The organism is Klebsiella sp. 141251, from assembly GCF_050600725.1.
Classification (GTDB): Bacteria; Pseudomonadota; Gammaproteobacteria; order Enterobacterales; family Enterobacteriaceae; genus Klebsiella; species Klebsiella aerogenes.
Genome location: NZ_JAQIRG010000007.1, coordinates 212840 through 236297 on the forward strand (window position 1 = coordinate 212840; position 23458 = coordinate 236297).

Below are 23458 nucleotides of genomic sequence, written 5' to 3' on the forward strand. Positions count from 1 at the left end.
AGGCGGTTTTTTGTTATTAGCAGCGACCTACGCGGGCAAGACGTCCCTTGCCTGTTTGCCACGCGTCACCAGTTTTCGCAGCGTCACGTAAAACACCGGCGTCAGGAACAAACCAAACAGCGTCACGCCGAGCATACCGGAGAATACCGTGATCCCGGTGACGCCGCGCACTTCCGCCCCCGCGCCGTGGCCAAGAATCAGCGGGATCGTCCCGGCAATAAAGGCAATCGAGGTCATGATAATCGGGCGTAAACGCAGGCGACAGGCTTCCAGCGCCGCTTCCATGATCCCTTTACCCTGAATTTCCAGTTCGCGGGCAAACTCGACAATCAGAATCGCGTTTTTACACGCCAGCCCCATCAGCACCACCAGCCCCACCTGCACAAATACGTTATTGTCGCCACCGGTCAGCCAGACGCCAAACAGCGCGGAGAGCATGGTCATCGGGACGATAAGGATCACCGCCAGCGGTAGCGTCCAGCTTTCATACAGCGCCGCCAGCACCAGGAACGCCAGCAGAACCGCGACCGGGAAGACGATCAGCGCCGTATTGCCCTGCGTAGCCTGCTGGAAGCTGAGATCCGTCCACTCAATATTCATGCCGTTCGGCAGTATCTGCTTAGACATGTCTGCCAGCTGCGTCATCGCCTGCGTGGACGAGAGCACGCGGGGATCGGCATCGCCAATCAAATCCGCCGCCGGATAGCCATTGTAGCGAATCACCGGATCCGGCCCGTAGGTGGTATTAATATTCACCATACTGCCAATCGGCACCATTTCGCCCTGATTATTGCGGGTGCGTAAATTAGCAATATCTTCCACGCTGTCGCGGAACGGCCCATCGGCCTGCGCCATTACGCGCCAGGTACGCCCAAACTGGTTAAAGTCATTCACATACGATGACCCCAGATAGGTTTGCAGCGTACCGAAAAGGTCGGTCAACGACACGCCCTGCGCTTTCGCTTTATCACGATCGACCTGCACATCCAACTGCGGCACGTTCGCCTGGTAGGTAGAGATCGGGAAATGCATTCCCGGCGTCTGCATAATTGAACCCGACATCGCGTTCACCGCGTTTTGCAACGCGCCATAACCCAGACCGGCGCGATCCTGAATATACAACGAATAGCCGGAACCCTGACCCAGTCCTAAAATCGGCGGCGGCAGAATCGAGAAACCAAAGCCCTGCTGAATTTGCGCGATTTTGGCGTTAATCTCGGCGTTAATTTCCGCAGCGGTGTGTTTACGCTGGTCGAACGGTTTCAGACCAAAAAAGACCGTACCGGTATTCGGCGTATTGGTGAACTGCAGCGCATTAAGACCGGGAAAAGCGACCGCATAATCCACGCCTTCGGTATTCATCCCGATTTCGCTCATTTTACGAATCACGGCGTCGGTACGCGCAAGCGAAGAACCTTCCGGCATTTTCACGCCGCCAATTAAATACAGTTTATCCTGCGTCGGAATAAACCCGCCGGGTACGACTTTAAACATCACGCCAGCGGCGCAGAGCAGCAGGACGTAGACCACAAACACCGCGCCGCGTCGGCCGAGCGTTTTGCCCACCAGCCCCTGATAGCCATTTGAGCTACGATGGAAAAAACGGTTAAACGGACGGAAAATCCAGCCGAACAAGCGATCGATAAGCCGGGTCGGGAAGTCTTTCGCCGCGCCGTGCGGTTTTAACAGCAGCGCCGCCAGCGCCGGCGAGAGCGTCAGCGAGTTGATGGCGGAGATCACCGTCGATATCGCAATCGTCACCGCAAACTGCTTGTAAAACTGCCCCGTCACTCCGGAGAGGAATGCCATCGGCACAAATACCGCGCACAACACCAGCGCGATAGCGATAATCGGCCCGGAGACTTCGCGCATCGCCTGGTGCGCCGCCGCTAGCGGAGCCAGCCCCTCTTCGATGTTTCGTTCGACGTTTTCCACCACCACGATGGCATCATCCACGACGATACCGATCGCCAGTACCAGCCCGAACAGACTGAGGGTATTCAGCGAAAAGCCCAGCAGATAAAGAATGCTGAAGGTGCCCACCACCGATACCGGCACCGCGATCAGCGGAATAATCGACGCACGCCACGTCTGCAGGAACAAAATCACCACCAGCACCACCAACACCACCGCTTCCAATAGCGTTTGCACCACGGCGCGAATGGAATCGCGCACAAACACGGTCGGATCGTAAGGCGCCGCCCATTTCATATCTTCCGGGAAACGGGTGGAGAGTTCGTTCATTTTCGCGCGTACGGCGTTAGACAAATCGATAGCATTCGCCCCCGGCGACTGGAAAATACCAATCCCCACCGCATCTTTATTGTTAAGCTGGGAACGTAACGCATAACTACCCGAGCCCATTTCGATACGCGCCACGTCGCGCAGGCGCACCAGCGAACCGTCTTGCGCCGTTTTCAGAATAATATTGCCAAACTCGTCTTCCGTATGCAGACGCCCCTGAGCGTTAATAGAGATCAAAAAATCGCTCTCTTTCGGCAGCGGCTCGGCGCCCAGCTGACCGGCGGAAACCTGCACGTTTTGCTCCTGCATCGCCGTCACCACATCCGATGCGGTTAACCCGCGCGCCGCAACCTTATTGGGATCCAGCCAGATGCGCATCGCATATTCGCCCGAGCCAAATATCTGGATCTGGCCGACGCCGGGCAGACGCGCGAGTTCATCTTTGACTTTCAACGTGGCGTAGTTACGCATATACAGGGAATCGTACTTACCGCCGGGCGAAAACAGATGCACCACCAGCGTCAGCGTTGGCGATTGCTTCTGGGTGGTGATACCTAAACGCCGCACATCTTCCGGCAGACGCGCCTCGGCCTGTGATACCCGGTTTTGCACCTGAACCTGCGCCTGATCGGGGTCGGTTCCCGGACGGAAAGTGACGGTAGTTACCAGTACGCCGTCAGAGCCTGCGACGGATTTCATGTACATCATATTTTCGACGCCGTTGATGGCTTCTTCCAATGGCGTCGCCACGGTCTCCGCAATCACTTTCGGGTTGGCGCCGGGATATTCCGCCCGCACCTGCACGCTGGGCGGTACGACGTCAGGATATTCGCTGACCGGCAATAGCGGAATGGCGATCAAGCCGGTAATAAAAATCAAAATCGACAGCACGGCGGCAAAAATCGGTCTGTCGATAAAAAAGCGGGAAAAGTCCATAGATCGGATTCTCAGAAAAGGGATCAGTTAAGTGCGGCGCTGGTGGTCATGGCGACGGTCTTCGCGTTAACCGGCATTCCCGGCATAAACACTTTTTGTAAGCCATCGACGATAACTTTGTCGCCTGGGTTCAGCCCCTGTTTGACGATACGTAAACCGGCAGCCAGCCGCCCTGGCGTAATATCACGACGCTGAGCTTTTCCTTCTTTATCAACGATATAGACATATTTACGGTCCTGATCGGTCAGTACCGCTTTGTCGTCGATAAGCGTGGCTTTGAATTCAGCGCTGCCCGGCAAGCGGACGCGGGCAAAGAGCCCTGGCGTGAACAGACGCTGCGAGTTGTCCAGCAGCGCGCGCATGCGGATCGTACCGGTGCTCGGCGTTAACTGATTATCCAGAAAATCCACTTTACCCTGATGAGGGTAGCCCTCTTCGCCCACAAGGCCGATCTCAACCGGTAATGCCTGGTGACTGCTGGAGGCCCCTTGCCCGCTACGGGCAAGATTTTGGTAGTGAAGATAGGTCGACTCATCCACGTCAAAGTAGACATAAACCGTTTTTTGCGACACCAGCGTGGTGAGCACGCTGGCGGTATCGCCAGCGGTGACCAGATTACCGCTGGTGATCAACGCGCGGCTGGCGCGGCCGTCGATGGGCGCGGTCACTTTGGTGAAATCCAGATTAAGCTGTGCGGCATCAACCGCCGCCTGGGCGGCGCGAATATCCGCTTGCGCCTGAACGGCGGCGGAGCGGCGCTGCTCCCACTCTTCACGGGAAACCAGATTGGTATTGATTAATTTATCGGTGCGGTTTGCTTCACTTCGCGCCAGGTTAGCTTGTGTTTTGGCTCTTGCCAGATTCGCCTGCGCCTGTTCCAGCGCGGCACGATAGGTTCGATCGTCAATGGTGAATAACACCTCCCCCTTCTTCACCTCCTGACCGTCGGTGTAATTCACTTTATCAATATAGCCAGAGACGCGTGGTCGTAGCTGCACGCTTTCCACCGCTTCAATCCGACCATTAAAACTATCCCACTGGCTAATAGATTTCACCACCACGTCAGCGGCGCTGACGGCGGGAGCTTGCGGCGCGGCGTTTTGCGCGACGCCTTCATCGCAGCCGACGAGCAGCGCCGAGAGTAGCACCATACCTACTGCTGTCAGATGACGTTTTCCCCAGGTTTTTTGCAGGCTCATTATTTTTATTCCGGTAATTATCGCCGCCGGACAAGACGCTGCGGGAGACGCCGCGCCACTTCCTTTGTCCGGGCAGGCTTGAGGCCATTTGTGTCGTTCATCGCCACAAAACTGTAACAGTTGCGAATACACTATCGCGGCGATTGTAGGAAGGCGCTTAACTAAGTGCAAGAATAATTGTTGCACTTTATGTGCTATTCTTAGGTCGAAAAAAAGGCCTATTCCCGACACGGCATTAAATGCAACAATAAAACTTGCAATTAATCCCCAAACGGGCCACCTTTAAATGCAATTGTAAAAGGTACTTTTATTTTCTGCATGGGGGCAACAAAATGAACACTGCTGCGGTTATTCACGACCTACTGGATTGGATCGACAACAATCTCGAGAGCCGTCTGGATATTGAGACCGTTGCCAGGCGAGCGGGCTATTCGAAATGGCACCTGCAGCGGATCTTCAAGGAGCACACCGGTTAACCTCTCGCTGAGTATATTCGCATGCATAAGCTGCAAAGGTCGGTCGAACGCTTAGCCAACAGCGACGAGCCCATTTTAAACGTGGCAATCGCACTGGGTTTCGACTCCCAGCAATCCTTTAACCGCAGCTTCAAACGCCAGTATGGTCAGGCGCCCGGCGCCTGGCGACGAAGCGTCTCCGGCTCCCAAACGCCACCACTGCGCTTACCGTCGTGATAATCGGCCCCAGGAAATCGGTGAGCGAACGGTAGAAGCACCTATGTTTAGCAGCTATCAGGGCGTTGGACCTACCGTTATGATTGGTCCATACCAAACAAACAAGGACGCGTTACCATGCTGAACAAATCACCGGTGGTGTTGTTATTGTTCCCTTTACTGCTGGCAGGCTGTCATCATCCTCAGCCCACGTCGCACGCGGCGGCGAGCGCCACCGAAGTCGACGATCTGTTCGCCAGCTCCCCTTCGGCGAAGCCATCGAGTCGGGCTACCTACGCGTATCAGATAATGAGCGCCGTCAAGGCCAAAATGCCTGATTCCGCGGAATATTCCGGGCAAAGCTGTCGGGTTCGTTTGTCGCTGCAGCGTGATGGCGCCGTGAGTTCCATCAGTGCGGAAAAAGGTGATGAACAACTGTGTCATGCGGTGATATCAGCATTTAAGCAAGCTGACATTCCTGCCGCGCCGGATGATGACGCTTATCAGACGTTTAAAAATACCAGTATTGATTTTAAAGCATAAGACCAGCGCTTTATTACCAGCAATACGGCATTCAACCGGCCGTCATCCGTAGTATATTAGAAGCAGTCTCGGTTATCAGGTAATTGCAATGTCTTACTCCATCGGCGAATTTTCCCGTCTTTGCGGCATTAACGCAACCACGCTGCGGGCCTGGCAACGCCGGTACGGCCTGCTTAAACCCGAGCGCACCGATGGAGGCCACCGCCTCTATAACGATAACGATGTCCAGCTGGCGCTGAAAATTCTCGACTGGGTAAAAAAAGGGGTTCCCGTAAGCCAGGTCAAACCGCTGTTGACCCGCCCTGACGGCGGCCCAGGCAATAACTGGCTTGTCCTGCAGGACAACATGCTGCAGCGGCTGAAAGAGGGAAAAATCGAATCCCTACGCCAGCTGATCTACGATGCCGGTCGAGAAAATCCCCGCCCTGAGCTGGTTACCAACGTATTGCGCCCGTTACGCAGTAAAGTATCGGCTAATGTGCCGGCGATGCAGACCCTGCGTGAGATCCTCGACGGCATTATCATCTCCTACACCTCTTTTTGTCTTGAAGGCGATAAACGCGCGCCGGGCGATAACTATCTGATTGCCGGCTGGCACCTGAGCGACCCATGTGAAATCTGGCTGGAAGCGCTCATGCGTACCGGACAAGGTCATCGCATTGATGTGCTGCCGATGCCGCCGGCCGCCCTGGCTCCGGAAATATTTCCTCAGCGTCACTGGTTACTGGTGACCACGGGCCAGCTCACCGCCGCCCGCCAGAGACAGATAGATCTCTGGCGTCAGTTGGTTATTTCTCTGGACGTTATCTCCCTGTAAAAAATAGCTTTGCTCCCCTGCGCCATATTCTCCGCTAAAAAATCGCGCCAAAAACTTGGACAAAAATTCGTGATTGTGTAAGTTTAATATATCGGGCTAACCGTTTTTGCGGGACGGCCCAAACAGTGAGAACAAAGCGAGGAGTACGCCATGAATAAGCAACCTGTCATTGGCATCAGCGGCTGTTTAACCGGCTCGTCCGTGCGCTTTGATGGCGGACATAAACGATTGCCATTCGCTATGGATGAACTGGCGCCGTGGGTAACCTTCAAACCCATTTGTCCGGAAATGGCCATCGGTCTGAGTTCCCCTCGTCCGGCCCTGCGCCTGGTGCAGACCGGTGCAGGTGATATTCAGATGCGTTTTAGCAGCGAACCACACGACGATGTCACGCGCAAAATGGCGGACTTTACCGCCGGTTACCTGCCTGGGCTCGGCGAAGTAGCTGGCTTTATCGTCTGCGCCAAATCACCGAGCTGCGGCATGGAACGCGTGCGCCTGTATGATGAAAAAGGCAACCGCGGGCGCAAAGAAGGAACCGGCCTGTTTACCCGCGCGTTGATGGAAGCCTATCCGTGGTTGCCGGTAGAAGAGGATGGACGACTGCACGACCCGCAGCTAAGAGAGAATTTTGTCGAGCGTCTTTTCGCGCTGCATGAACTGAATACGCTGCGGGCCAATGGCCTGACCCGTCGGGGGTTACTGGATTTTCATAGCCGCTATAAACTGCAGCTGCTGGCGCATCATCAGGCCGGCTATCGCGAAATCGGCCCTTTCGTCGCCTCAATGCATCAATGGCAAGACCTGGATGCCTTTTTCGTCGCCTACCGCGATAAGCTGATGGCGATCCTGAAAAACACCGCCTCCAGGAAAAACCACACCAACGTGCTGATGCACATTCAGGGCTATTTCCGCGAAAGGTTGAATAGCCGTCAGCGCGGCGAGCTGCGTGACGTAATACTGGATTATCGCGCGGGGCTGCTCCCTATTCTGGCGCCCCTGACGCTGCTTAAGCACTACCTGGCCGAGTATCCCGACCGCTATCTGCAGGCGCAAAACTATTTTGATCCCTACCCGCAGGATTTAGCCCTGCGCCTGGGCGTCAATTAGCAGCCAGGCTGTGCTCTATTACGACGAAGCGTGACTACTTCTTCTTATTCATCATGGCTTTTAAATCGGCAAAAGGATTGTAGGTGGCTTCACCGACATCCTTTTGCGCATCTTCACCTGCCACCACTCTGGTGCCGTACTGATCGGCCTCGGTATACTTGGAGTGCTCGTGATCGTGACAATAGAGGCACAATAGCTCCCAGTTGCTGCCATCTTCCGGGTTATTGGTATGATCGTGATCGATGTGATGTACCGTCAGTTCACGCAGGTTGGAGTAGACAAACTCGCGCGAGCAGCGTCCGCAGACCCATGGATAAATTTTAAGCGCCTTCTCGCGATAGCCACTTTCCAGGCGGGCATAGTTTTTGGGGATCAAAGCCATGGTAGATGTTACCTGTGATAAAGAGATAATTTACGATAATAGCGCCAATATAGCGTAAAACGGAGCAGGAAAGGAAATCGATGCGCAGACGTGAGCGGTAGCTAAATCCCGGCGTGGCGCCGGGAAGACGATTATTAATGGCTGGTGACTGTCGCCGCCGCTATCGGATGATCCGCTGAAGCGACAACCGTGGTACGCGCAACTGGGTGGCGACCGTTATCGCTGGTTGCCGCCGCCACCGCCACCGGATGGTCTGCCGAAGCGACAGCCGCGGTGCGCGCCACCGGATGGTTGCCGTTATCGCTGGTTGCCGCCGCTACCGCCACCGGATGATCGGCCGAGGCTACGGCTGCGGTCCTTGCGACCGGATGATAACCCGCAAACGCAGAAATACTTGCTGATGCTAATACCAGGGTCAAAATAATCTTTTTCATAATATCACCTCTAATAATAATAACCTGAATAACCAGGTAAAATATGGCAATCAATAAAGCCAATTGATGAATTACCGTAGCAAGCGGCAGCGAACATGAATAGCTCACTGTTATTTAATTATGGATAACCCGGTACACACAGAGCTAACGGCTACTTGCAACGAGTAAAAATCACCTTCTGAGCAGGTGACTTTTGAGAATGCCTCTGGTAAGGAAGGCTATTGTCATCTTCCGCTTATTACACTAGCATTTCCATCCGCTGTGCGGGCGTTTGTTCAGTTTTTCCTGATACCGCACATATCATCTGATGATCTCTTCATTACCCCTTCCATATCGACAAAGTGGCCACTTGACTAAAAACGATTTCTCCGTAGCTTCTTCCATGTGTGAGGGAAACGATTCTAGAGTCTGATGGCGCTACGCCCTTTCAGGTGCTCCATTAAGGACTTTATCGAGATTTTGGGCAGGACAATCACTACCTCCCCAGGAGGTGGTTTAGGGGCGACAATAAAACGGGAACCTTAGATTACCGTTTTGCATTAATCCAGAAAATTGGATTACATATTCTTGCTGATCGCGTCGCCGAGTTCAGAGCATTTCAACAGTTTCGCGCCCTCCATACCTTCAACGTTCAGGTCTGCGGCATCGAACCACTGCATGTGACGTAGCATCATTGCTTTACGGAAATATTAAGATTTTAATTTATATTAAAACATTTAATTTTCATACAATATGATATGCTTTTCCTTTTAGTTATATAGCCCAGAATTGGCCAGAGCAGCATTCAGTTTTGATAACCACCACTACTTTAACCAGAAACCAGACATTAACTCATGAACAAGTTTTGCTCTGTCATCCGATAATAATCCCAGTGAGAATGCGAACAAATGAGCACTCTCTTCATTTCGTTCGTAACCATATGCCGAAAGAAAATCACAATAGAGTTTTCTTCTGTCAGCTCGCTCTTGAGACTGCTGCGCGAGTTTTAACTGACGATCAAGTTTATTTCTGGCCATTGCATTACCTTTATAAATAAAAACAGAAGTATACGCCGATAGTTCTATTCGAATTGTCACAAAAGATGCTTTAATAATATGAGAATAGCTGCGAGTTCAACTCCCGCCAGTCCACCAATCATGATTGGATAGTTGACTTGCTCCCCTTTGATTAATACACACCGAAGTTAGTAATGTCTTCATAAGCCACATGAGAACATCCCCATGAATAAGTGTTTTTCTGACGAACAGCTCATCAGTATTCTCCGCGGGGATGAAGCCGAAGTTTCTGCCCGTGAGCTCTGCCATAAGCACGCCATTTCCGACGCCACTTTTACACCTGGCGCAAGAAGTATGGAGGTATGGAGATGCCCGAGGTTAAACGCCTGGAGTCGTTTGAGGAAGAGAACGCCAGACCCAAGAAGCTGCTTGCCGAAGCCATACTTGATAAGGAGTCACTTCAGGTGGCTCTGGGGCGAAAAGTACTGACGACAGACCACAAGCGGGAAGCCGTTAAGTTTAGTTGTGAAGCGACCGATCTGTCACAACGTGTGCCTGCAGGCTTACAGGTTTACCTCTATCGACCTGACGCTACGAGGCTCAGCGTCCTGCGGCTGATGCGCATTTATCAGGGGGCATCACCAAACTACCACTGGAGCGCAAGCATTTTAGCTACCGCCGCATCGCGCCGTGAAGGTCTTCATGTTAATCACAAGCGCGTGTAGCGCCTTTATCATCCCAGTAGGCTGGGCGTAAAAAACGTAGACGGCATCATAAATGCCTGGCAACGGAGCGTCTGCCGCTGCTCCGCCCGGCGGTCCCCCCCCGACTAGGTCAATGGATTTCGTCATGGACGCGCTGACCACCAGTGCCTGACCTGTGTGAACGACTTCACGAAGAAGTGTCTGACAATTATCACCGCATTCGGGATTTCAGGCGTTAAGGTCACACGTACTCTGGACAGTATTGCACAGTTTCGAGGCTCTCCGGCGACGATAAGAACAGTCCTGGGACCGGAGTTCACTTGCAGCACAATGGATCAATGGGCCTTTGAGCATAGTGCTGAGTTACGGTTAATCCAGCCGGGTAAACCAATGCAGAACAGATTTATTGAGAGCTTTAACGGACGATTTCGCGATGAATGTCTAAATGAGCACTAGTTCAGCGATATTGTTGATGTCAGGAAAATCATTAACGAGTGTCGGCCACATTCGGAACTGAAGTATCAGACGCCATCAGAGTTTGCAGCACGGTGGCGAAATGGAAAATGTGAAGGTAAACAAACCGACATTACCAACTGACAGTTGTAATAGTTGGCTTCCGAAATAGCGGCCTCACGGCACACATCCTTGACGGTACGTCCGGCTTCAACAGACTTCAGAACGGCGATAATCTGGTGTTCAGTGTATCGGGCTTTACGCATAGCGATCTCCTCAGGGGACATAATCAGTATGTCGGAAGATCTCTAAAAGTGAATGGGTCGTTTTGCCCGGATACTTACATCCCCAACACACAGCTAAATACCATGATGATAGAGGAAACGAATTGATAAAAACAATAATAATTAATTTTAAAAATCATGATATTTGGGGTGATACTTTAATGCATCATAGTTTTCACCCCATGCCTTTTTATCATAGAATGCAACATGTTTTTTATTTATAAGTTTCTCTGCTGGTAAATTATCTAGAATTGCATATGAGTTCATATATGTTTCAAATTTCCTACCATGGACAAAATTGGCATTATAAAAAAGCATTAGTAATTCATAATTAGAAAGTTGAGCGCGTAAAATATTTGCATATTTTTTCTTATTAACACTAGTCAAATCAGATTCATGGATTATTTTGAACATATTATAAATATACCTATAATAATGAGAAAGATTTTGAGCTCTGTTTCTAAAATAAAACCTATACTCATTAGACATCCGTAAGGATGCTTTTTTAACTTCAATTTCATCACTTAATTCAAAATCTAATAATATTCCATATTTTTGTCTAATTTCCTTTTTGAATCTTCTAAAAAAAATAAAGGAAAACATGACGACCTTCTGCCAAAGTCTTTCCTGAGGAGTTTTCAACCCTCATATCTTTAATTAACGTTTGCAAGATATTCAGCATATTAAAGAAGGAGTTTTCGAAATCCCTAATTTTTTCTGCTTCCTCTCTTTTCCTAGAATCATCTTCTATTATTTTTGTAGCATCCATCTGGAGTTTTATCGTCCATAAAACTCCACAAAAACCCATAGCAGAAAAGATCGAGGTAAAAGCCCCCCAAGAATCGCCAAATACTCCTCTCTGGTTCGCATCCATGCCTTCAAAGGGCCAAACATCATGCGATATAGCATAACCATAGCCGATTCCAAAAATTGCACTGATCAGCATTAAAAGACGAATCATTTCCTAAGCTCTCCTTGTTCGTTTTATTAGACTGTTTTGATTAAATTTTGACAACTATTCGAAAACCAGTAATAAAAACGGGAACCAATTGGCTCCCGTTTTTAAGTATCCATTAATGCATATTACATGTTTTTAATGATCGCGTCGCCGAACTCAGAGCATTTCAGCAGCTTAGCGCCTTCCATCAGACGTTCGAAGTCATAGGTCACGGTCTTGGCAGCGATGGCGCCTTCCATGCCTTTAACGATCAGGTCTGCGGCTTCGAACCACTGCATGTGACGCAGCATCATTTCTGCGGACAGGATGATGGAACCTGGGTTCACTTTGTCCTGGCCGGCATACTTCGGCGCAGTACCGTGGGTGGCTTCGAACAGCGCGCACTCATCGCCGATGTTGGCGCCCGGCGCGATACCGATACCGCCAACCTGTGCCGCCAGGGCGTCAGAGATGTAGTCGCCGTTCAGGTTCATACAGGCGATAACATCGTATTCAGCCGGACGCAGCAGGATTTGCTGCAGGAACGCATCGGCGATCACGTCTTTAACCACGATCTCTTTGCCGGTGTTCGGGTTCTTGATTTTCACCCACGGGCCGCCGTCGATCAGCTCACCGCCGAACTCTTCGCGAGCCAGCTGGTAACCCCAGTCTTTGAACGCGCCTTCGGTGAACTTCATGATGTTGCCTTTGTGCACCAGGGTCACGGAATCACGATCGTTGGTGATCGCGTATTCGATAGCGGCGCGTACCAGGCGTTTGGTCCCTTCTTCAGAGCACGGCTTGATGCCGATACCGCAATGTTCCGGGAAGCGAATTTTCTTCACGCCCATCTCATCGCGCAGGAATTTGATAACTTTGTCAGCTTCGGCAGAATCTGCTTTCCACTCGATACCCGCATAAATATCTTCGGAGTTTTCGCGGAAGATAACCATATCGGTCAGTTCCGGGTGTTTAACCGGGCTCGGGGTACCCTGATAGTAACGTACCGGACGCAGGCAAACGTAGAGGTCCAGCTCCTGACGCAGCGCCACGTTCAGAGAACGGATGCCGCCGCCAACTGGCGTCGTCAGAGGACCTTTAATAGCAACGCGGTAATCACGAATCAGATCGAGGGTTTCAGCAGGCAGCCAGACATCCTGGCCGTAAACGTGGGTAGATTTTTCACCGGTGTAAACTTCCATCCAGGAAATTTTACGCTCGCCTTTATAGGCTTTCTCAACGGCGGCATCAACCACTTTCAGCATCGCTGGGGTAACGTCAACACCGATACCGTCGCCTTCAATGAACGGGATAATCGGGTTATGAGGGACGTTCAGTTTGCCGTTTTGCAGGGTGATTTTCTGACCTTCCGCCGGAACTACTACTTTGCTTTCCATTAACCTCTCCTTCGAGCGCTTCTGGTTCTGCTCTTCCCTCTTCACGCGAGCCTGGTGTTGGCTTAGTCGGCCTACTCCTGAGTACCGGGTCGCCCCGCTAACCGGAGATTCGCGTCCGTGTTGCCTTCCTGCCTGTATTGCGAATCGGTTTGAGCAATTTTTTGTTAATAATTTGTAATGAGCATGTCAATACTACCTGAATGTTTGCGTCCATGAAAGGCATTCGTAATTAGGCTATAATGCGGCAATTGAGAGAGCCTGAAAATACCATGCAGAAAACTTCATTTAGAAAACATCGCGTTGAGCGATTCAGCACACAACAAGTGACCAGACAACGTAAAGAACGCCAGCTTAAAACTGTGATCTTGTTCAATAAACCCTACGATGTGTTGCCGCAATTTACCGACGAGTCCGGGCGCAGCACGCTGAAGGATTTTATTCCTGTCGCCGGTGTTTACGCCGCCGGTCGTCTTGACCGCGACAGCGAAGGTCTGCTGGTGCTGACCAACGACGGCGCGCTACAGGCAAAACTGACCCAGCCCGGTAAGCGCACCGGCAAAATTTACTACGTTCAGGTGGAAGGCGAACCTACAGAAGAAGCGATCCGCGCGCTGCGCGACGGAGTGACGCTAAACGATGGACCCACCCTACCCGCCGGCGTGGAGCTGGTGGATGAACCCGCCTGGCTTTGGCCGCGCAATCCGCCGATTCGCGAGCGTAAATCGATTCCCACTCGCTGGCTAAAAATCACCCTCTATGAGGGACGCAACCGTCAGGTTCGCCGGATGACCGCCCACGTCGGTTTTCCGACGCTAAGGCTGATTCGCTACGCCATGGGCGGCTATACGCTTGATGGTTTAGCCAACGGCGAGTGGCGTCAAACCGAATAACAGCATTCATAAGGAAGCTCGATGTTTAAACCGCACGTCACCGTCGCCTGCGTGGTTCACGCCAAAGGCAAATTCCTGATTGTTGAAGAGACAATTAACGGCAAAGCGCTATGGAACCAGCCAGCCGGTCATCTCGAAGCCAATGAGACCCTGGCGCAAGCCGCCGAGCGCGAACTGTGGGAGGAGACCGGTATTCGCGCCGCGCCGCAGCACTTCATCCGCATGCACCAGTGGCAGGCCCCGGATAACACGCCGTTCCTGCGCTTCCTGTTTGCCATTGAGCTTAACGATACGTGCGCTACTGAACCGCACGACAGCGACATCGATCGCTGTCTGTGGCTCGGTGCTGAGGAAATTCTTAACGCGAAAAACCTGCGCTCGCCTCTGGTGGCGGAAAGCATTCGCAGCTATCAGCAGGATCCGCGGCATCCGCTGTCGCTAATTGCGGAATTTAACTGGCCGTTCACAGGGGGTGCCTGAACGGTTAGCGCGTGCTAGAATACGCCGCCTTGAAGTTCAATGTGGTGAGTATTCCAATGTCAGAAAGTCCAAAAAAAGTGATCGTCGGCATGTCCGGCGGCGTCGATTCCTCTGTTTCCGCCTACCTTCTGCAACAGCAAGGGTATAAGGTGGAAGGCCTGTTCATGAAGAACTGGGAGGAAGACGACGGTGAGGAATACTGCACCGCCGCTGCCGACCTCGCCGACGCGCAAGCCGTCTGCGATAAGCTCGGTATTGAACTGCATACCGTCAACTTTGCCGCAGAATACTGGGATAACGTCTTTGAGCTGTTCCTCGAAGAGTATAAAGCCGGCCGTACGCCGAACCCGGATATCCTGTGCAACAAAGAGATCAAATTCAAAGCCTTCCTTGAGTTCGCCGCAGAAGATCTCGGCGCTGACTACATCGCCACCGGTCACTACGTGCGCCGCGCCGATGTCAACGGCAAAAGCCAACTGCTGCGCGGGCTCGACGGCAATAAAGACCAGAGCTATTTCCTCTACACTCTCAGCCACGAACAAATCGCGCAAAGCTTGTTCCCGGTCGGTGAGCTGGAAAAGCCGCAGGTGCGCAAAATCGCCGAAGAGCTGGATCTGATCACCGCGAAGAAAAAAGACTCTACCGGCATCTGCTTTATCGGCGAGCGTAAATTCCGCGACTTCCTGGGCCGCTATCTGCCTGCGCAGCCGGGCAAAATCATCACCGTCGATGGCGATGAGATAGGCGAACACCAGGGGCTGATGTATCACACCCTCGGACAGCGTAAAGGGCTCGGCATCGGCGGCACCAAAGAAGGTAGCGAAGATCCATGGTACGTGGTCGATAAAGACGTGGAAAACAACGTGCTGATTGTCGCCCAGGGTCACGATCACCCGCGTCTGATGTCCGTCGGCCTGATTGCCCAGCAGTTACACTGGGTCGATCGTCAGCCGCTTCAGGGCACCCTTCGCTGTACGGTAAAAACCCGCTACCGCCAGACCGACATCCCCTGCACCGTGAAGGCGCTGGATGACGACCGCATCGAAGTTATCTTTGATGAACCCGTCCCCGCCGTGACGCCGGGACAGTCGGCTGTATTCTATAGCGGCGAAGTGTGCCTCGGCGGCGGAATTATCGAACAGCGCCTGCCGCTGGTATCCTGATCGACCATTTTCCGCCGGACGCCTGATTAACGCCCGGCGGGTTACAAGGAGTAAGCGTGGCGAAGAATTATTATGACATCACTCTGGCGTTGGCGGGCGTATGCCAGGCAGCGCGGCTGGTTCAGCAACTGGCGCATCAGGGGCATTGCGACAGCGACGCCCTGCACGTTTCGCTGAACAGCATCATCGATCTCGACCCGGACTCAACGCTGGCGGTATTCGGTGGTAGTGAAGCCAATCTTCGTCTCGGGCTTGAGACTCTGCTCGGCGTGCTGAATACCAGTAGCCGTCAGGGCCTCAACGCGGAACTCACCCGCTACACATTGAGCCTGATGGTGCTGGAACGTAAACTCGCCGCCAGCAAAGGGGCGATGGATACTCTCGGCAACCGCATCGGCGGCCTGCGCCGTCAGTTGGAACATTTTGATCTACAATCTGAAACGCTGCTCAGCGCGATGGCTGGCATTTACGTTGACGTCATCAGCCCGTTGGGGCCGCGCATTCAGGTCACCGGTTCTCCTGCCGTGCTGCAAAGCCCGCAGGTTCAGGCGAAGGTACGCTCTACCCTGCTCGCCGGCATTCGTTCCGCCGTGCTCTGGCATCAGGTTGGCGGCGGACGTCTGCAGCTCATGTTTTCTCGCAATCGTCTGGTTAACCAGGCAAAACAAATTCTTGCTCATTTAACCCCGGAGTTATGATTTATGGAATTATCCTCACTGACCGCCGTTTCCCCCGTAGACGGCCGCTACGGCGATAAAGTCAGCGCGCTGCGCGGTATCTTCAGCGAATTCGGTTTGCTGAAATTCCGTGTACAGGTAGAAGTCCGCTGGCTGCAAAAACTGGCAGCGCACGCAGCGATCAAGGAAGTTCCTGCTTTTGCTGCCGACGCAAACGGTTTCCTTGATAAAATCGTTGCCGACTTCAGCGTAGAGGACGCGGAGCGTATCAAAACCATCGAACGCACCACTAACCACGACGTGAAAGCGGTAGAATATTTCCTCAAGGAAAAAGTCGCCGATATCGCCGAGCTGCACGCGGTGTCAGAATTCATTCACTTCGCCTGTACTTCTGAAGACATCAACAACCTGTCGCACGCGCTGATGCTGAAAACCGCACGTGACGAAGTGGTGCTGCCGTACTGGCGTAAACTGATTGACGCGATTAAAGATTTGGCGACCCAATACCGTGACGTGCCGCTGCTTTCTCGTACCCACGGTCAACCGGCGACCCCGTCCACCATGGGCAAAGAGATGGCTAACGTCGCCTATCGTATGGAGCGCCAGTACCGTCAGCTGAACCAGGTGGAAATCCTCGGTAAAATCAACGGCGCGGTCGGTAACTACAACGCCCACATCGCCGCCTATCCGGAAGTTGACTGGCATCAGTTCAGCGAAGAGTTCGTTACCTCACTGGGTATTCAGTGGAACCCGTACACCACCCAGATTGAACCGCACGACTATATCGCCGAACTGTTTGATTGCATCGCGCGCTTCAATACCATCCTGATCGATTTCGATCGCGATGTGTGGGGCTACATCGCGCTCAACCACTTCAAACAGAAAACCATCGCGGGTGAAATCGGCTCTTCAACCATGCCGCATAAAGTGAACCCGATTGACTTCGAAAACTCCGAAGGCAATCTGGGCCTGGCGAACGCCGTGATGCAGCACCTGGCCAGCAAGCTCCCGGTTTCTCGCTGGCAGCGCGACCTGACCGACTCCACCGTGCTGCGTAACCTCGGCGTGGGCATCGGCTATGCGCTGATCGCGTACCAATCCACCCTGAAAGGCGTGAGCAAACTGGAGCTGAACCAGGATCGTCTGCTGGACGAACTGGATCACAACTGGGAAGTGCTGGCTGAGCCGATCCAGACGGTGATGCGCCGCTACGGTATCGAAAAGCCGTACGAGAAGCTGAAAGAGCTGACCCGCGGTAAGCGCGTTGACGCCGAAGGTATGCAGCAGTTCATCGACGGCCTGCCGCTGCCAGAAGCAGAAAAAATCCGCCTGAAGGCGATGACCCCGGCTAACTACATCGGCCGCGCGATCACCATGGTCGACGAGCTGAAGTAACCAGCCTGCCTCAGGTAGCATGGGCAATCTCTTCGCACATGCTACCTGGCAACCCTCCACTTTCCACGTAAAAAAATCTCTCTCCCGCCTGGTTTAAATAATGTTTACCCCCAGCGCCACATAATCGCGTTAAACTATTCAAATCGAAAATGAAATGGAGAATGGGCATGCGCGTACTCGTCGTTGAGGATAATGCTCTGCTGCGCCATCACCTCAAGGTCCAGCTACAGGAACTGGGGCATCAGGTGGATGCCGCGGAAGATGCAAAGGAAGCAGATTACTACCTGGGCGAGCATATCCCGGATGTCGCCATCGTTGACCTTGGCCTGCCGGATGAAGACGGCCTGTCGCTGATCCGCCGCTGGCGTAGTCACGACGTATCGGTACCGGTACTGGTACTGACCGCCCGTGAAGGCTGGCAGGATAAAGTCGAGGTGCTGAGCGCCGGCGCCGATGACTACGTCACCAAACCCTTCCACATCGAAGAGGTCGCCGCCCGCATGCAGGCGTTGCTGCGTCGCAATAGCGGCCTGGCGTCACAGGTAATTTCGATTCCGCCTTTCCAGGTTGACTTATCGCGCCGCGAATTATCGGTCAATGACCAGCCGATTAAGCTCACCGCCTTTGAGTACACCATTATGGAAACGCTGATCCGTAACCGCGGCAAAGTGGTGAGCAAAGATTCGCTGATGCTGCAGCTCTATCCGGATGCCGAACTCCGCGAAAGCCACACTATTGATGTGCTGATGGGGCGGCTGCGTAAGAAAATCCAGACGCAATATCCGCAAGAGGTGATCACCACCGTGCGCGGTCAGGGCTACTTATTCGAACTGCGCGGATGAAAGGCGTGTTGCGACATATTCTCCCGCTTTCACTGCGCGTCCGCTTCCTGCTGGCGACAGCCGCCGTGGTGCTGATCCTGTCGCTGGCCTACGGCATGGTTGCGCTGGTAGGCTACAGCGTCAGTTTCGATAAAACCACTTTCCGCCTGCTGCGCGGCGAGAGCAACCTGTTCTACATGCTGGCGAAGTGGGAAAATAACCACATCGATGTCGATATTCCAGAACACCTGAATATGCAGAGCCCGACGGTGACGCTGATTTACGACGCCAAAGGTAAACTGCTGTGGGCACAGCATGACGTCCCCTGGCTGGTGAAGCGGATCCAACCTGAATGGCTGAAAAGCAACGGTTTTCATGAAATCGAAGCCGATGTTGGCAGCAGTAGTATGCTACTGCGCAATAATGATGAAATTCGCGAGCAGCTTGACGCCATCCGCGAGGAAGATGACTCCTCGGAGATGACGCACTCGGTGGCGATTAATCTCTATCCGGCCACCGCGAAGATGCCGCAATTAAGCATTGTGGTGGTCGACACCATCCCGGTGGAGCTTAAACGCTCTTATATGGTGTGGAGCTGGTTTATCTACGTGCTGGCGGCTAACCTGCTGCTGGTCATCCCGCTGCTGTGGCTTGCCGCCTGGTGGAGTTTACGCCCTATCGAATCACTGGCGAAAGAGGTCCGCGAACTGGAAGAACATCATCGTGAGAGGCTCGATTCTCACACCACTCGTGAACTTACCGGTCTGGTCAGCAACCTTAATCGCCTGCTGAAAAGCGAACGCGACCGCTACGACAAATACCGAACCACCCTCACTGACTTAACCCACAGCCTGAAAACGCCGCTGGCGGTGCTGCAAAGCACCCTACGCTCGCTGCGCGGCGAGAAAATTAGCGTCAGCGAAGCAGAGCCGGTGATGCTGGAGCAGATTAGCCGCATCTCACAGCAAATCGGCTATTATCTGCACCGCGCCAGCATGCGCAGCGGCAATGCGCTTCTCAGCCGCGAACTGCACCCGATCGCCCCGCTGCTGGATAGCCTGACCTCGGCTTTGAATAAGGTCTACCAGCGTAAAGGGGTTAACATCACGCTGGATATTTCGCCGGAGATAAGCTTTGTCGGCGAGCAGAACGACTTTATGGAAGTGATGGGCAACGTGCTTGATAACGCCTGCAAGTACTGTCTGGAATTTGTCGAAGTCTCGGTACGCCAGACCAACGACAACCAGCTGCATATTCTGGTGGAGGATGACGGCCCCGGAATTCCCCGTAACCAGCGCACGGCGGTGTTCGATCGCGGCCAGCGCGCCGATACGTTGCGTCCGGGTCAGGGGGTAGGCTTGTCTGTCGCCCGCGATATCGTCGAACAGTACGATGGCGATATCCTGACCGGCGACAGCCTGCTCGGCGGCGCCTGCATGGAAGTTATCTTTGGCCGACAACTTCCTGATGATAAAGAGAGCTAACGCAGCAGTTTTTTAACGGCGCCTGCATCGCCGCGGCGTCGCATCCGTTATAATCCCAGACAGACACCTGCTGTGGAATATAAATATGGACTATCAATTAACGCTTAACTGGCCCGACTTTATCGAACGCTACTGGCAAAAACGCCCGGTAGTGTTAAAGCGCGGCTTCGCCAATTTCATCGACCCAATCAGCCCGGATGAACTGGCCGGCCTGGCCATGGAGAGCGAGGTCGACAGCCGTCTGGTGAGTCATCAGGACGGAAAATGGCAGGTCAGCCATGGTCCATTTGAAAGCTACGATCATCTTAGCGAAAACAACTGGTCGCTGCTGGTGCAAGCGGTGAACAATTGGCACGAGCCGACGGCGGCGTTGATGCATCCCTTTCGCGCCCTACCGGACTGGCGTATCGATGACCTGATGATCTCCTTCTCCGTCCCCGGCGGGGGCGTGGGCCCGCACCTTGATCAATACGATGTGTTTATCATTCAGGGTACCGGCCGCCGGCGCTGGCGCGTGGGCGAAAAGGTGCCGATGAAACAGCACTGCCCGCATCCGGATCTGCTGCAGGTTGATCCGTTTGAAGCCATCATCGATGAAGAGATGGAACCTGGCGATATTCTCTACATTCCGCCAGGATTCCCGCATGAAGGCTATTCGCTGGAAAATTCGCTTAACTATTCGGTCGGCTATCGTGCGCCGAACGCTCGCGAGCTGTTCAGCGGCTTTGCTGACTATATTTTGCAACGAGAACTGGGTAGTCAGCGCTATGCCGACCCGGACGTGCCATCCCGCGACCATCCGGCCGATATTCTGCCGGTTGAGCTGGATCGTCTGCGCGAGATGATGCTGGGGCTGATTAACCAGCCTGAGCACTTTAAGCAGTGGTTTGGCGAGTTCATTACCCAATCCCGCCACGAGCTTGACGTGGCGCCGCCGGAGCCGCCATATCAGCCAGATGAAATTTACGATGCGCTGCAGCAGGGCGATAAGCTCGCCCGCCTCGGCGGCCTGCGCGTGCTGCGAATCGATGGCGAAGTGTTCGTCAACGGCGAGAAAATCAATTCTCCGCACCGCCCGGCGCTTGACGCGCTGGCAACGCACCTGTCGCTGCGCGCCGAACATTTCGGCGATGCGTTGGAAGACCCATCTTTCCTCGCCATGCTGGCGGCGCTGGTCAACAGCGGCTATTGGTTCTTCGAGGACTGAGTCGACAGCCTGCCCGGTGGCGCTGCGCTTACCGGGCCTACAAATGGCATCAACCCACATCCTGCCCGGTGGCGCTGCGCTTACCGGGCCTACAAACCACATCAACCCACATCCTGCCCGGTGGCGCTGCGCTTACCGGGCCTACAAACGGCATCAACCTACATCCTGCCCGGTGGCGCTGCGCTTACCGGGCCTACAAATGGCATCAACCTAAAACCTGCCCGGTGGCGCTGCGCTTACCGGGCCGACAAATGGCATCAACCTAAAACCTGCCCGGTGGCGCTGCGCTTACCGGGCCTACAACGGCATCAACCACACCCTGCCCGGTGGCGCTACGCTTGCCGGGCCTACAAATGGCATCGGCACCGTAGGCCGGATAAGGCGTAGCCGCCATCCGGCATATTACCGCCGCTCTCCGGCATCCATTTCGGCGATGTGCCCTGCCCAATCCTCAGGATATAACCCCTGCCTCACATCACGATGGAACGTTGAATATGGCCAATCACTCACACGTCCGACAAGCCGGTGTTTCACTGGATTGATATAAACGTAATCCATATGACGCCGATAATCTTCATCATTACGGATAGCATGTTCCCAAAAACGCGGCTGCCAGATCTGGCTTTGCGCTAACGCACGCGTAAAAGACTTTTTAATTTCCCGCCAACGACCAGAATAATCGGAATCACCTTCCGGCAACGTCCAAATACAGTGCATATGTTCAGGTAACACAACCCAACTGTTAATCTGGAAAGGTCTCTTACGTTTAGCACAGGCTATCGCGGCACGAAGATGATCAATATGTCGTGTCAGCAGATCGCTGTGGCGATTTTGCAGGTTTACGGTGAAAAACCAGCAGCCGCCGGGGAGATAACTACGGCGATAATTTGACATCAGAGGTTCCCTCCTCTTCAGCTTATATGGACTCTTTTTGCCCGGTGGCGACTCACGCCTTACCGGGCCTACAGGACCGAGCTCTGGTTTAGCGTTTCGCCGTCAGCTCCGCAATCCGCACAATCACCTGCACGGCTTTCTCCATACCTTCCAGCGTGACAAACTCGTGCTTACCGTGATAGTTGTAGCCGCCGGTAAACAGATTCGGGCACGGTAATCCCATAAACGAGAGCTGGGCGCCGTCGGTACCGCCGCGTATTGGCTTTATCTGCGGCTCGATATCGCAGTCCACCATCGCCTGACGCGCGATGTCAACTACGTGCGGATGGGCAATCACCTTCTCATGCATGTTGTAATAACTATCTTCGATCACCAGTTCAATGTAGCAGTCAGGGTGTAGCCCTTTACCGACCTTTTTGGCGATCTCCATCATTTTGCGTTTACGCGCTTCAAACTGCTTGCGATCGAAATCACGCAAAATATAGTGCATCTCCGCCCGGTCAACGCTGCCTTTGATGCTGGTCAGGTGATAAAAGCCTTCATAACCGTCGGTGGTTTCCGGCGCTTCATTGGCGGGCACTTCGGCATGAATTCGCGCAGCCAGCGATAAGGCATTGACCATCACCCCTTTCGCGGTACCTGGATGCACATTATTGCCAACGATTTTGATAGTGACCGACGCGGCATTGAAGTTTTCAAATTCCAGCTCACCGACCCCGCCGCCATCAACGGTGTACGCCCAGCGGGCATCAAACGCGGCAACGTCAAAGTGCTTCGCGCCCTTCCCGACCTCTTCATCCGGCGTAAAAGCAACACGAATATCACCGTGAGGGATTTTTTTCGCCTGCAGCGTCGCCAACGCCGTCATGATCTCAGCGATGCCCGCTTTGTCGTCGGCGCCGAGCAGCGTTTTACCGTCGGTGGTAATAAGCGTCTGGCCTAACAGCTGATGCAGAACCGGGAACATCACCGGCGACAACACTTCATCGCCGATGCCGAGGGCGATATCGCCGCCGCGGTAGTTTTCAACAATTTGCGGATTCACGTTCTTACCGCTGAAATCCGGCGAGGTATCGACGTGGGAAATAAAACCGATGGCCGGGATTTCCCCTGCGACATTGGCCGGCAGCGTCCCCATCACCGTACCCTTCTCACTTAGCGTCACGTTGACCAGCCCCATTTCTTCCAGCTGGCTCTGCAGCAAACGCAGCAGCTTCCACTGCCCTTCGGTACTGGGAACCTGACGTACGCCAGGCTTCGATTGCGTATCTAAAGAAACATACTGCAGAAAACGCTCAAGCAATTTATCCATGTGGCCACCCTCTTTTTTTGTGACAACAT

The 23458-nt window shown here is 53.5% G+C and carries 21 protein-coding genes and 4 pseudogenes; 13 read left to right on the forward strand and 12 right to left on the reverse strand.

The window, feature by feature from the left end; genetic code table 11:
* Window positions 1–27 precede the first annotated feature (27 nt).
* A complete protein-coding gene (gene oqxB / locus PGR09_RS17305) occupies window positions 28–3180 on the reverse strand; it encodes a multidrug efflux RND transporter permease subunit OqxB (protein WP_045393776.1) in 3153 nt (1050 codons plus the stop codon).
* Between the two features lie 23 nt (window positions 3181–3203).
* Window positions 3204–4379, reverse strand: a complete 1176-nt coding sequence (locus PGR09_RS17310; RefSeq protein WP_047046812.1) for an efflux RND transporter periplasmic adaptor subunit — start codon at window positions 4377–4379, stop codon at window positions 3204–3206.
* Window positions 4380–4711: 332 nt separating this feature from the next.
* Between PGR09_RS17310 and PGR09_RS17315 the strand changes: the two are divergent.
* From PGR09_RS17315 to PGR09_RS17330, 4 genes and pseudogenes are all read left to right on the forward strand, one after another.
* Window positions 4712–5071, forward strand: a pseudogene (locus PGR09_RS17315) (helix-turn-helix domain-containing protein).
* 117 nt (window positions 5072–5188) lie between these two features.
* Window positions 5189–5593, forward strand: a complete 405-nt coding sequence (tolA, locus tag PGR09_RS17320) for a cell envelope integrity protein TolA (protein ID WP_430916347.1) — start codon at window positions 5189–5191, stop codon at window positions 5591–5593.
* An 88-nt stretch (window positions 5594–5681) separates the two neighbouring features.
* On the forward strand, window positions 5682–6410 hold the full coding sequence (locus PGR09_RS17325; RefSeq protein WP_430916348.1) for a MerR family transcriptional regulator: 729 nt from the start codon (window positions 5682–5684) through the stop codon (window positions 6408–6410).
* 150 nt (window positions 6411–6560) lie between these two features.
* Entirely contained in the window at window positions 6561–7520 is a 960-nt protein-coding gene (locus tag PGR09_RS17330) for a YbgA family protein (protein ID WP_063414918.1), read from the forward strand.
* A gap of 34 nt (window positions 7521–7554) precedes the next feature.
* On the opposite strand, the gene yajD is transcribed toward PGR09_RS17330, so the two are convergent.
* From yajD to PGR09_RS17350, 4 genes and pseudogenes are all read right to left on the reverse strand, one after another.
* On the reverse strand, window positions 7555–7902 hold the full coding sequence (yajD, locus tag PGR09_RS17335; protein ID WP_015367133.1) for an HNH nuclease YajD: 348 nt from the start codon (window positions 7900–7902) through the stop codon (window positions 7555–7557).
* 134 nt (window positions 7903–8036) lie between these two features.
* A complete protein-coding gene (locus PGR09_RS17340; protein WP_045393825.1) occupies window positions 8037–8336 on the reverse strand; it encodes a hypothetical protein in 300 nt (99 codons plus the stop codon).
* A 557-nt stretch (window positions 8337–8893) separates the two neighbouring features.
* Window positions 8894–9010 (reverse strand): annotated as a pseudogene (locus PGR09_RS17345) (hypothetical protein); the annotation flags it as partial.
* 129 nt (window positions 9011–9139) lie between these two features.
* The gene (locus tag PGR09_RS17350) at window positions 9140–9352 is read right to left on the reverse strand and encodes a hypothetical protein (RefSeq protein WP_315710045.1); all 213 of its coding nucleotides are present in this window, start codon (window positions 9350–9352) and stop codon (window positions 9140–9142) included.
* Between the two features lie 204 nt (window positions 9353–9556).
* On the opposite strand from PGR09_RS17350, the pseudogene PGR09_RS17355 reads away from it, so the two are divergent.
* Window positions 9557–10632, forward strand: a pseudogene (locus PGR09_RS17355) (IS3 family transposase).
* A 2-nt stretch (window positions 10633–10634) separates the two neighbouring features.
* On the opposite strand, the pseudogene PGR09_RS17360 reads toward PGR09_RS17355, so the two are convergent.
* The 4 genes and pseudogenes from PGR09_RS17360 to icd form a co-directional block, all read right to left on the reverse strand.
* Window positions 10635–10754: pseudogene (locus PGR09_RS17360) on the reverse strand (transposase); the annotation flags it as partial.
* A gap of 147 nt (window positions 10755–10901) precedes the next feature.
* A complete protein-coding gene (locus PGR09_RS17365; RefSeq protein ID WP_430916349.1) occupies window positions 10902–11375 on the reverse strand; it encodes a putative phage abortive infection protein in 474 nt (157 codons plus the stop codon).
* Complete coding sequence (locus tag PGR09_RS17370; protein WP_430916350.1) at window positions 11353–11733, reverse strand: hypothetical protein; 381 nt, start codon at window positions 11731–11733, stop codon at window positions 11353–11355. Before PGR09_RS17370 ends, PGR09_RS17365 begins: the two co-directional genes overlap by 23 nt.
* Before the next feature lie 122 nt (window positions 11734–11855).
* Entirely contained in the window at window positions 11856–13106 is a 1251-nt protein-coding gene (icd, locus tag PGR09_RS17375; RefSeq protein WP_015705065.1) for an NADP-dependent isocitrate dehydrogenase, read from the reverse strand.
* Window positions 13107–13345: 239 nt separating this feature from the next.
* Between icd and rluE the strand changes: the two genes are divergently transcribed.
* The 8 genes from rluE (at window position 13346) to PGR09_RS17415 (ending at window position 21223) form a co-directional block, all read left to right on the forward strand.
* Window positions 13346–13996 carry a 23S rRNA pseudouridine(2457) synthase RluE gene (rluE, locus tag PGR09_RS17380; protein WP_045393759.1) on the forward strand — a complete coding sequence of 217 codons (651 nt, stop codon included), beginning with the start codon at window positions 13346–13348 and terminating at the stop codon, window positions 13994–13996.
* 21 nt (window positions 13997–14017) lie between these two features.
* Window positions 14018–14476 (forward strand): NUDIX hydrolase, encoded by a 459-nt coding sequence (locus tag PGR09_RS17385; protein ID WP_045393756.1) that lies wholly within the window; start codon window positions 14018–14020, stop codon window positions 14474–14476.
* A 56-nt stretch (window positions 14477–14532) separates the two neighbouring features.
* Window positions 14533–15639 (forward strand): tRNA 2-thiouridine(34) synthase MnmA, encoded by a 1107-nt coding sequence (mnmA, locus tag PGR09_RS17390; protein WP_430916351.1) that lies wholly within the window; start codon window positions 14533–14535, stop codon window positions 15637–15639.
* 56 nt (window positions 15640–15695) lie between these two features.
* Entirely contained in the window at window positions 15696–16337 is a 642-nt protein-coding gene (gene hflD / locus PGR09_RS17395) for a high frequency lysogenization protein HflD (RefSeq protein WP_015367144.1), read from the forward strand.
* A gap of 3 nt (window positions 16338–16340) precedes the next feature.
* Window positions 16341–17711, forward strand: a complete 1371-nt coding sequence (gene purB / locus PGR09_RS17400) for an adenylosuccinate lyase (protein WP_045393751.1) — start codon at window positions 16341–16343, stop codon at window positions 17709–17711.
* 167 nt (window positions 17712–17878) lie between these two features.
* Window positions 17879–18553 (forward strand): two-component system response regulator PhoP, encoded by a 675-nt coding sequence (gene phoP, locus PGR09_RS17405; RefSeq protein ID WP_047046826.1) that lies wholly within the window; start codon window positions 17879–17881, stop codon window positions 18551–18553.
* A complete protein-coding gene (gene phoQ / locus PGR09_RS17410; protein ID WP_045393745.1) occupies window positions 18550–20016 on the forward strand; it encodes a two-component system sensor histidine kinase PhoQ in 1467 nt (488 codons plus the stop codon). Before phoP ends, phoQ begins: the two co-directional genes overlap by 4 nt.
* Window positions 20017–20101: 85 nt before the next feature.
* Window positions 20102–21223: a cupin domain-containing protein gene (locus tag PGR09_RS17415; RefSeq protein WP_045375085.1), complete on the forward strand. Its 1122-nt coding sequence runs from the start codon at window positions 20102–20104 to the stop codon at window positions 21221–21223.
* 402 nt (window positions 21224–21625) lie between these two features.
* On the opposite strand, the gene PGR09_RS17420 is transcribed toward PGR09_RS17415, so the two are convergent.
* Together PGR09_RS17420 and pepT are read right to left on the reverse strand one after the other, a co-directional pair.
* Window positions 21626–22117 carry an REP-associated tyrosine transposase gene (locus PGR09_RS17420; protein WP_047046833.1) on the reverse strand — a complete coding sequence of 164 codons (492 nt, stop codon included), beginning with the start codon at window positions 22115–22117 and terminating at the stop codon, window positions 21626–21628.
* A gap of 88 nt (window positions 22118–22205) precedes the next feature.
* Window positions 22206–23429, reverse strand: a complete 1224-nt coding sequence (gene pepT / locus PGR09_RS17425) for a peptidase T (RefSeq protein WP_045361297.1) — start codon at window positions 23427–23429, stop codon at window positions 22206–22208.
* Window positions 23430–23458 lie beyond the last annotated feature (29 nt).

Bases quoted from the DNA above. Each gene is read 5' to 3' on its own strand.
- oqxB (WP_045393776.1), bottom strand. From the start codon at position 3,180: ATGGACTTTTCCCGCTTTTTTATCGACAGACCGATTTTTGCCGCCGTG.
- PGR09_RS17310 (WP_047046812.1), bottom strand. From the start codon at position 4,379: ATGAGCCTGCAAAAAACCTGGGGAAAACGTCATCTGACAGCAGTAGGT.
- tolA (WP_430916347.1), top strand. From the start codon at position 5,189: ATGCTGAACAAATCACCGGTGGTGTTGTTATTGTTCCCTTTACTGCTG.
- PGR09_RS17325 (WP_430916348.1), top strand. From the start codon at position 5,682: ATGTCTTACTCCATCGGCGAATTTTCCCGTCTTTGCGGCATTAACGCA.
- PGR09_RS17330 (WP_063414918.1), top strand. From the start codon at position 6,561: ATGAATAAGCAACCTGTCATTGGCATCAGCGGCTGTTTAACCGGCTCG.
- yajD (WP_015367133.1), bottom strand. From the start codon at position 7,902: ATGGCTTTGATCCCCAAAAACTATGCCCGCCTGGAAAGTGGCTATCGC.
- PGR09_RS17340 (WP_045393825.1), bottom strand. From the start codon at position 8,336: ATGAAAAAGATTATTTTGACCCTGGTATTAGCATCAGCAAGTATTTCT.
- PGR09_RS17350 (WP_315710045.1), bottom strand. From the start codon at position 9,352: ATGGCCAGAAATAAACTTGATCGTCAGTTAAAACTCGCGCAGCAGTCT.
- PGR09_RS17365 (WP_430916349.1), bottom strand. From the start codon at position 11,375: ATGTTTTCCTTTATTTTTTTTAGAAGATTCAAAAAGGAAATTAGACAA.
- PGR09_RS17370 (WP_430916350.1), bottom strand. From the start codon at position 11,733: ATGATTCGTCTTTTAATGCTGATCAGTGCAATTTTTGGAATCGGCTAT.
- icd (WP_015705065.1), bottom strand. From the start codon at position 13,106: ATGGAAAGCAAAGTAGTAGTTCCGGCGGAAGGTCAGAAAATCACCCTG.
- rluE (WP_045393759.1), top strand. From the start codon at position 13,346: ATGCGGCAATTGAGAGAGCCTGAAAATACCATGCAGAAAACTTCATTT.
- PGR09_RS17385 (WP_045393756.1), top strand. From the start codon at position 14,018: ATGTTTAAACCGCACGTCACCGTCGCCTGCGTGGTTCACGCCAAAGGC.
- mnmA (WP_430916351.1), top strand. From the start codon at position 14,533: ATGTCAGAAAGTCCAAAAAAAGTGATCGTCGGCATGTCCGGCGGCGTC.
- purB (WP_045393751.1), top strand. From the start codon at position 16,341: ATGGAATTATCCTCACTGACCGCCGTTTCCCCCGTAGACGGCCGCTAC.
- phoP (WP_047046826.1), top strand. From the start codon at position 17,879: ATGCGCGTACTCGTCGTTGAGGATAATGCTCTGCTGCGCCATCACCTC.
- phoQ (WP_045393745.1), top strand. From the start codon at position 18,550: ATGAAAGGCGTGTTGCGACATATTCTCCCGCTTTCACTGCGCGTCCGC.
- PGR09_RS17415 (WP_045375085.1), top strand. From the start codon at position 20,102: ATGGACTATCAATTAACGCTTAACTGGCCCGACTTTATCGAACGCTAC.
- PGR09_RS17420 (WP_047046833.1), bottom strand. From the start codon at position 22,117: ATGTCAAATTATCGCCGTAGTTATCTCCCCGGCGGCTGCTGGTTTTTC.
- pepT (WP_045361297.1), bottom strand. From the start codon at position 23,429: ATGGATAAATTGCTTGAGCGTTTTCTGCAGTATGTTTCTTTAGATACG.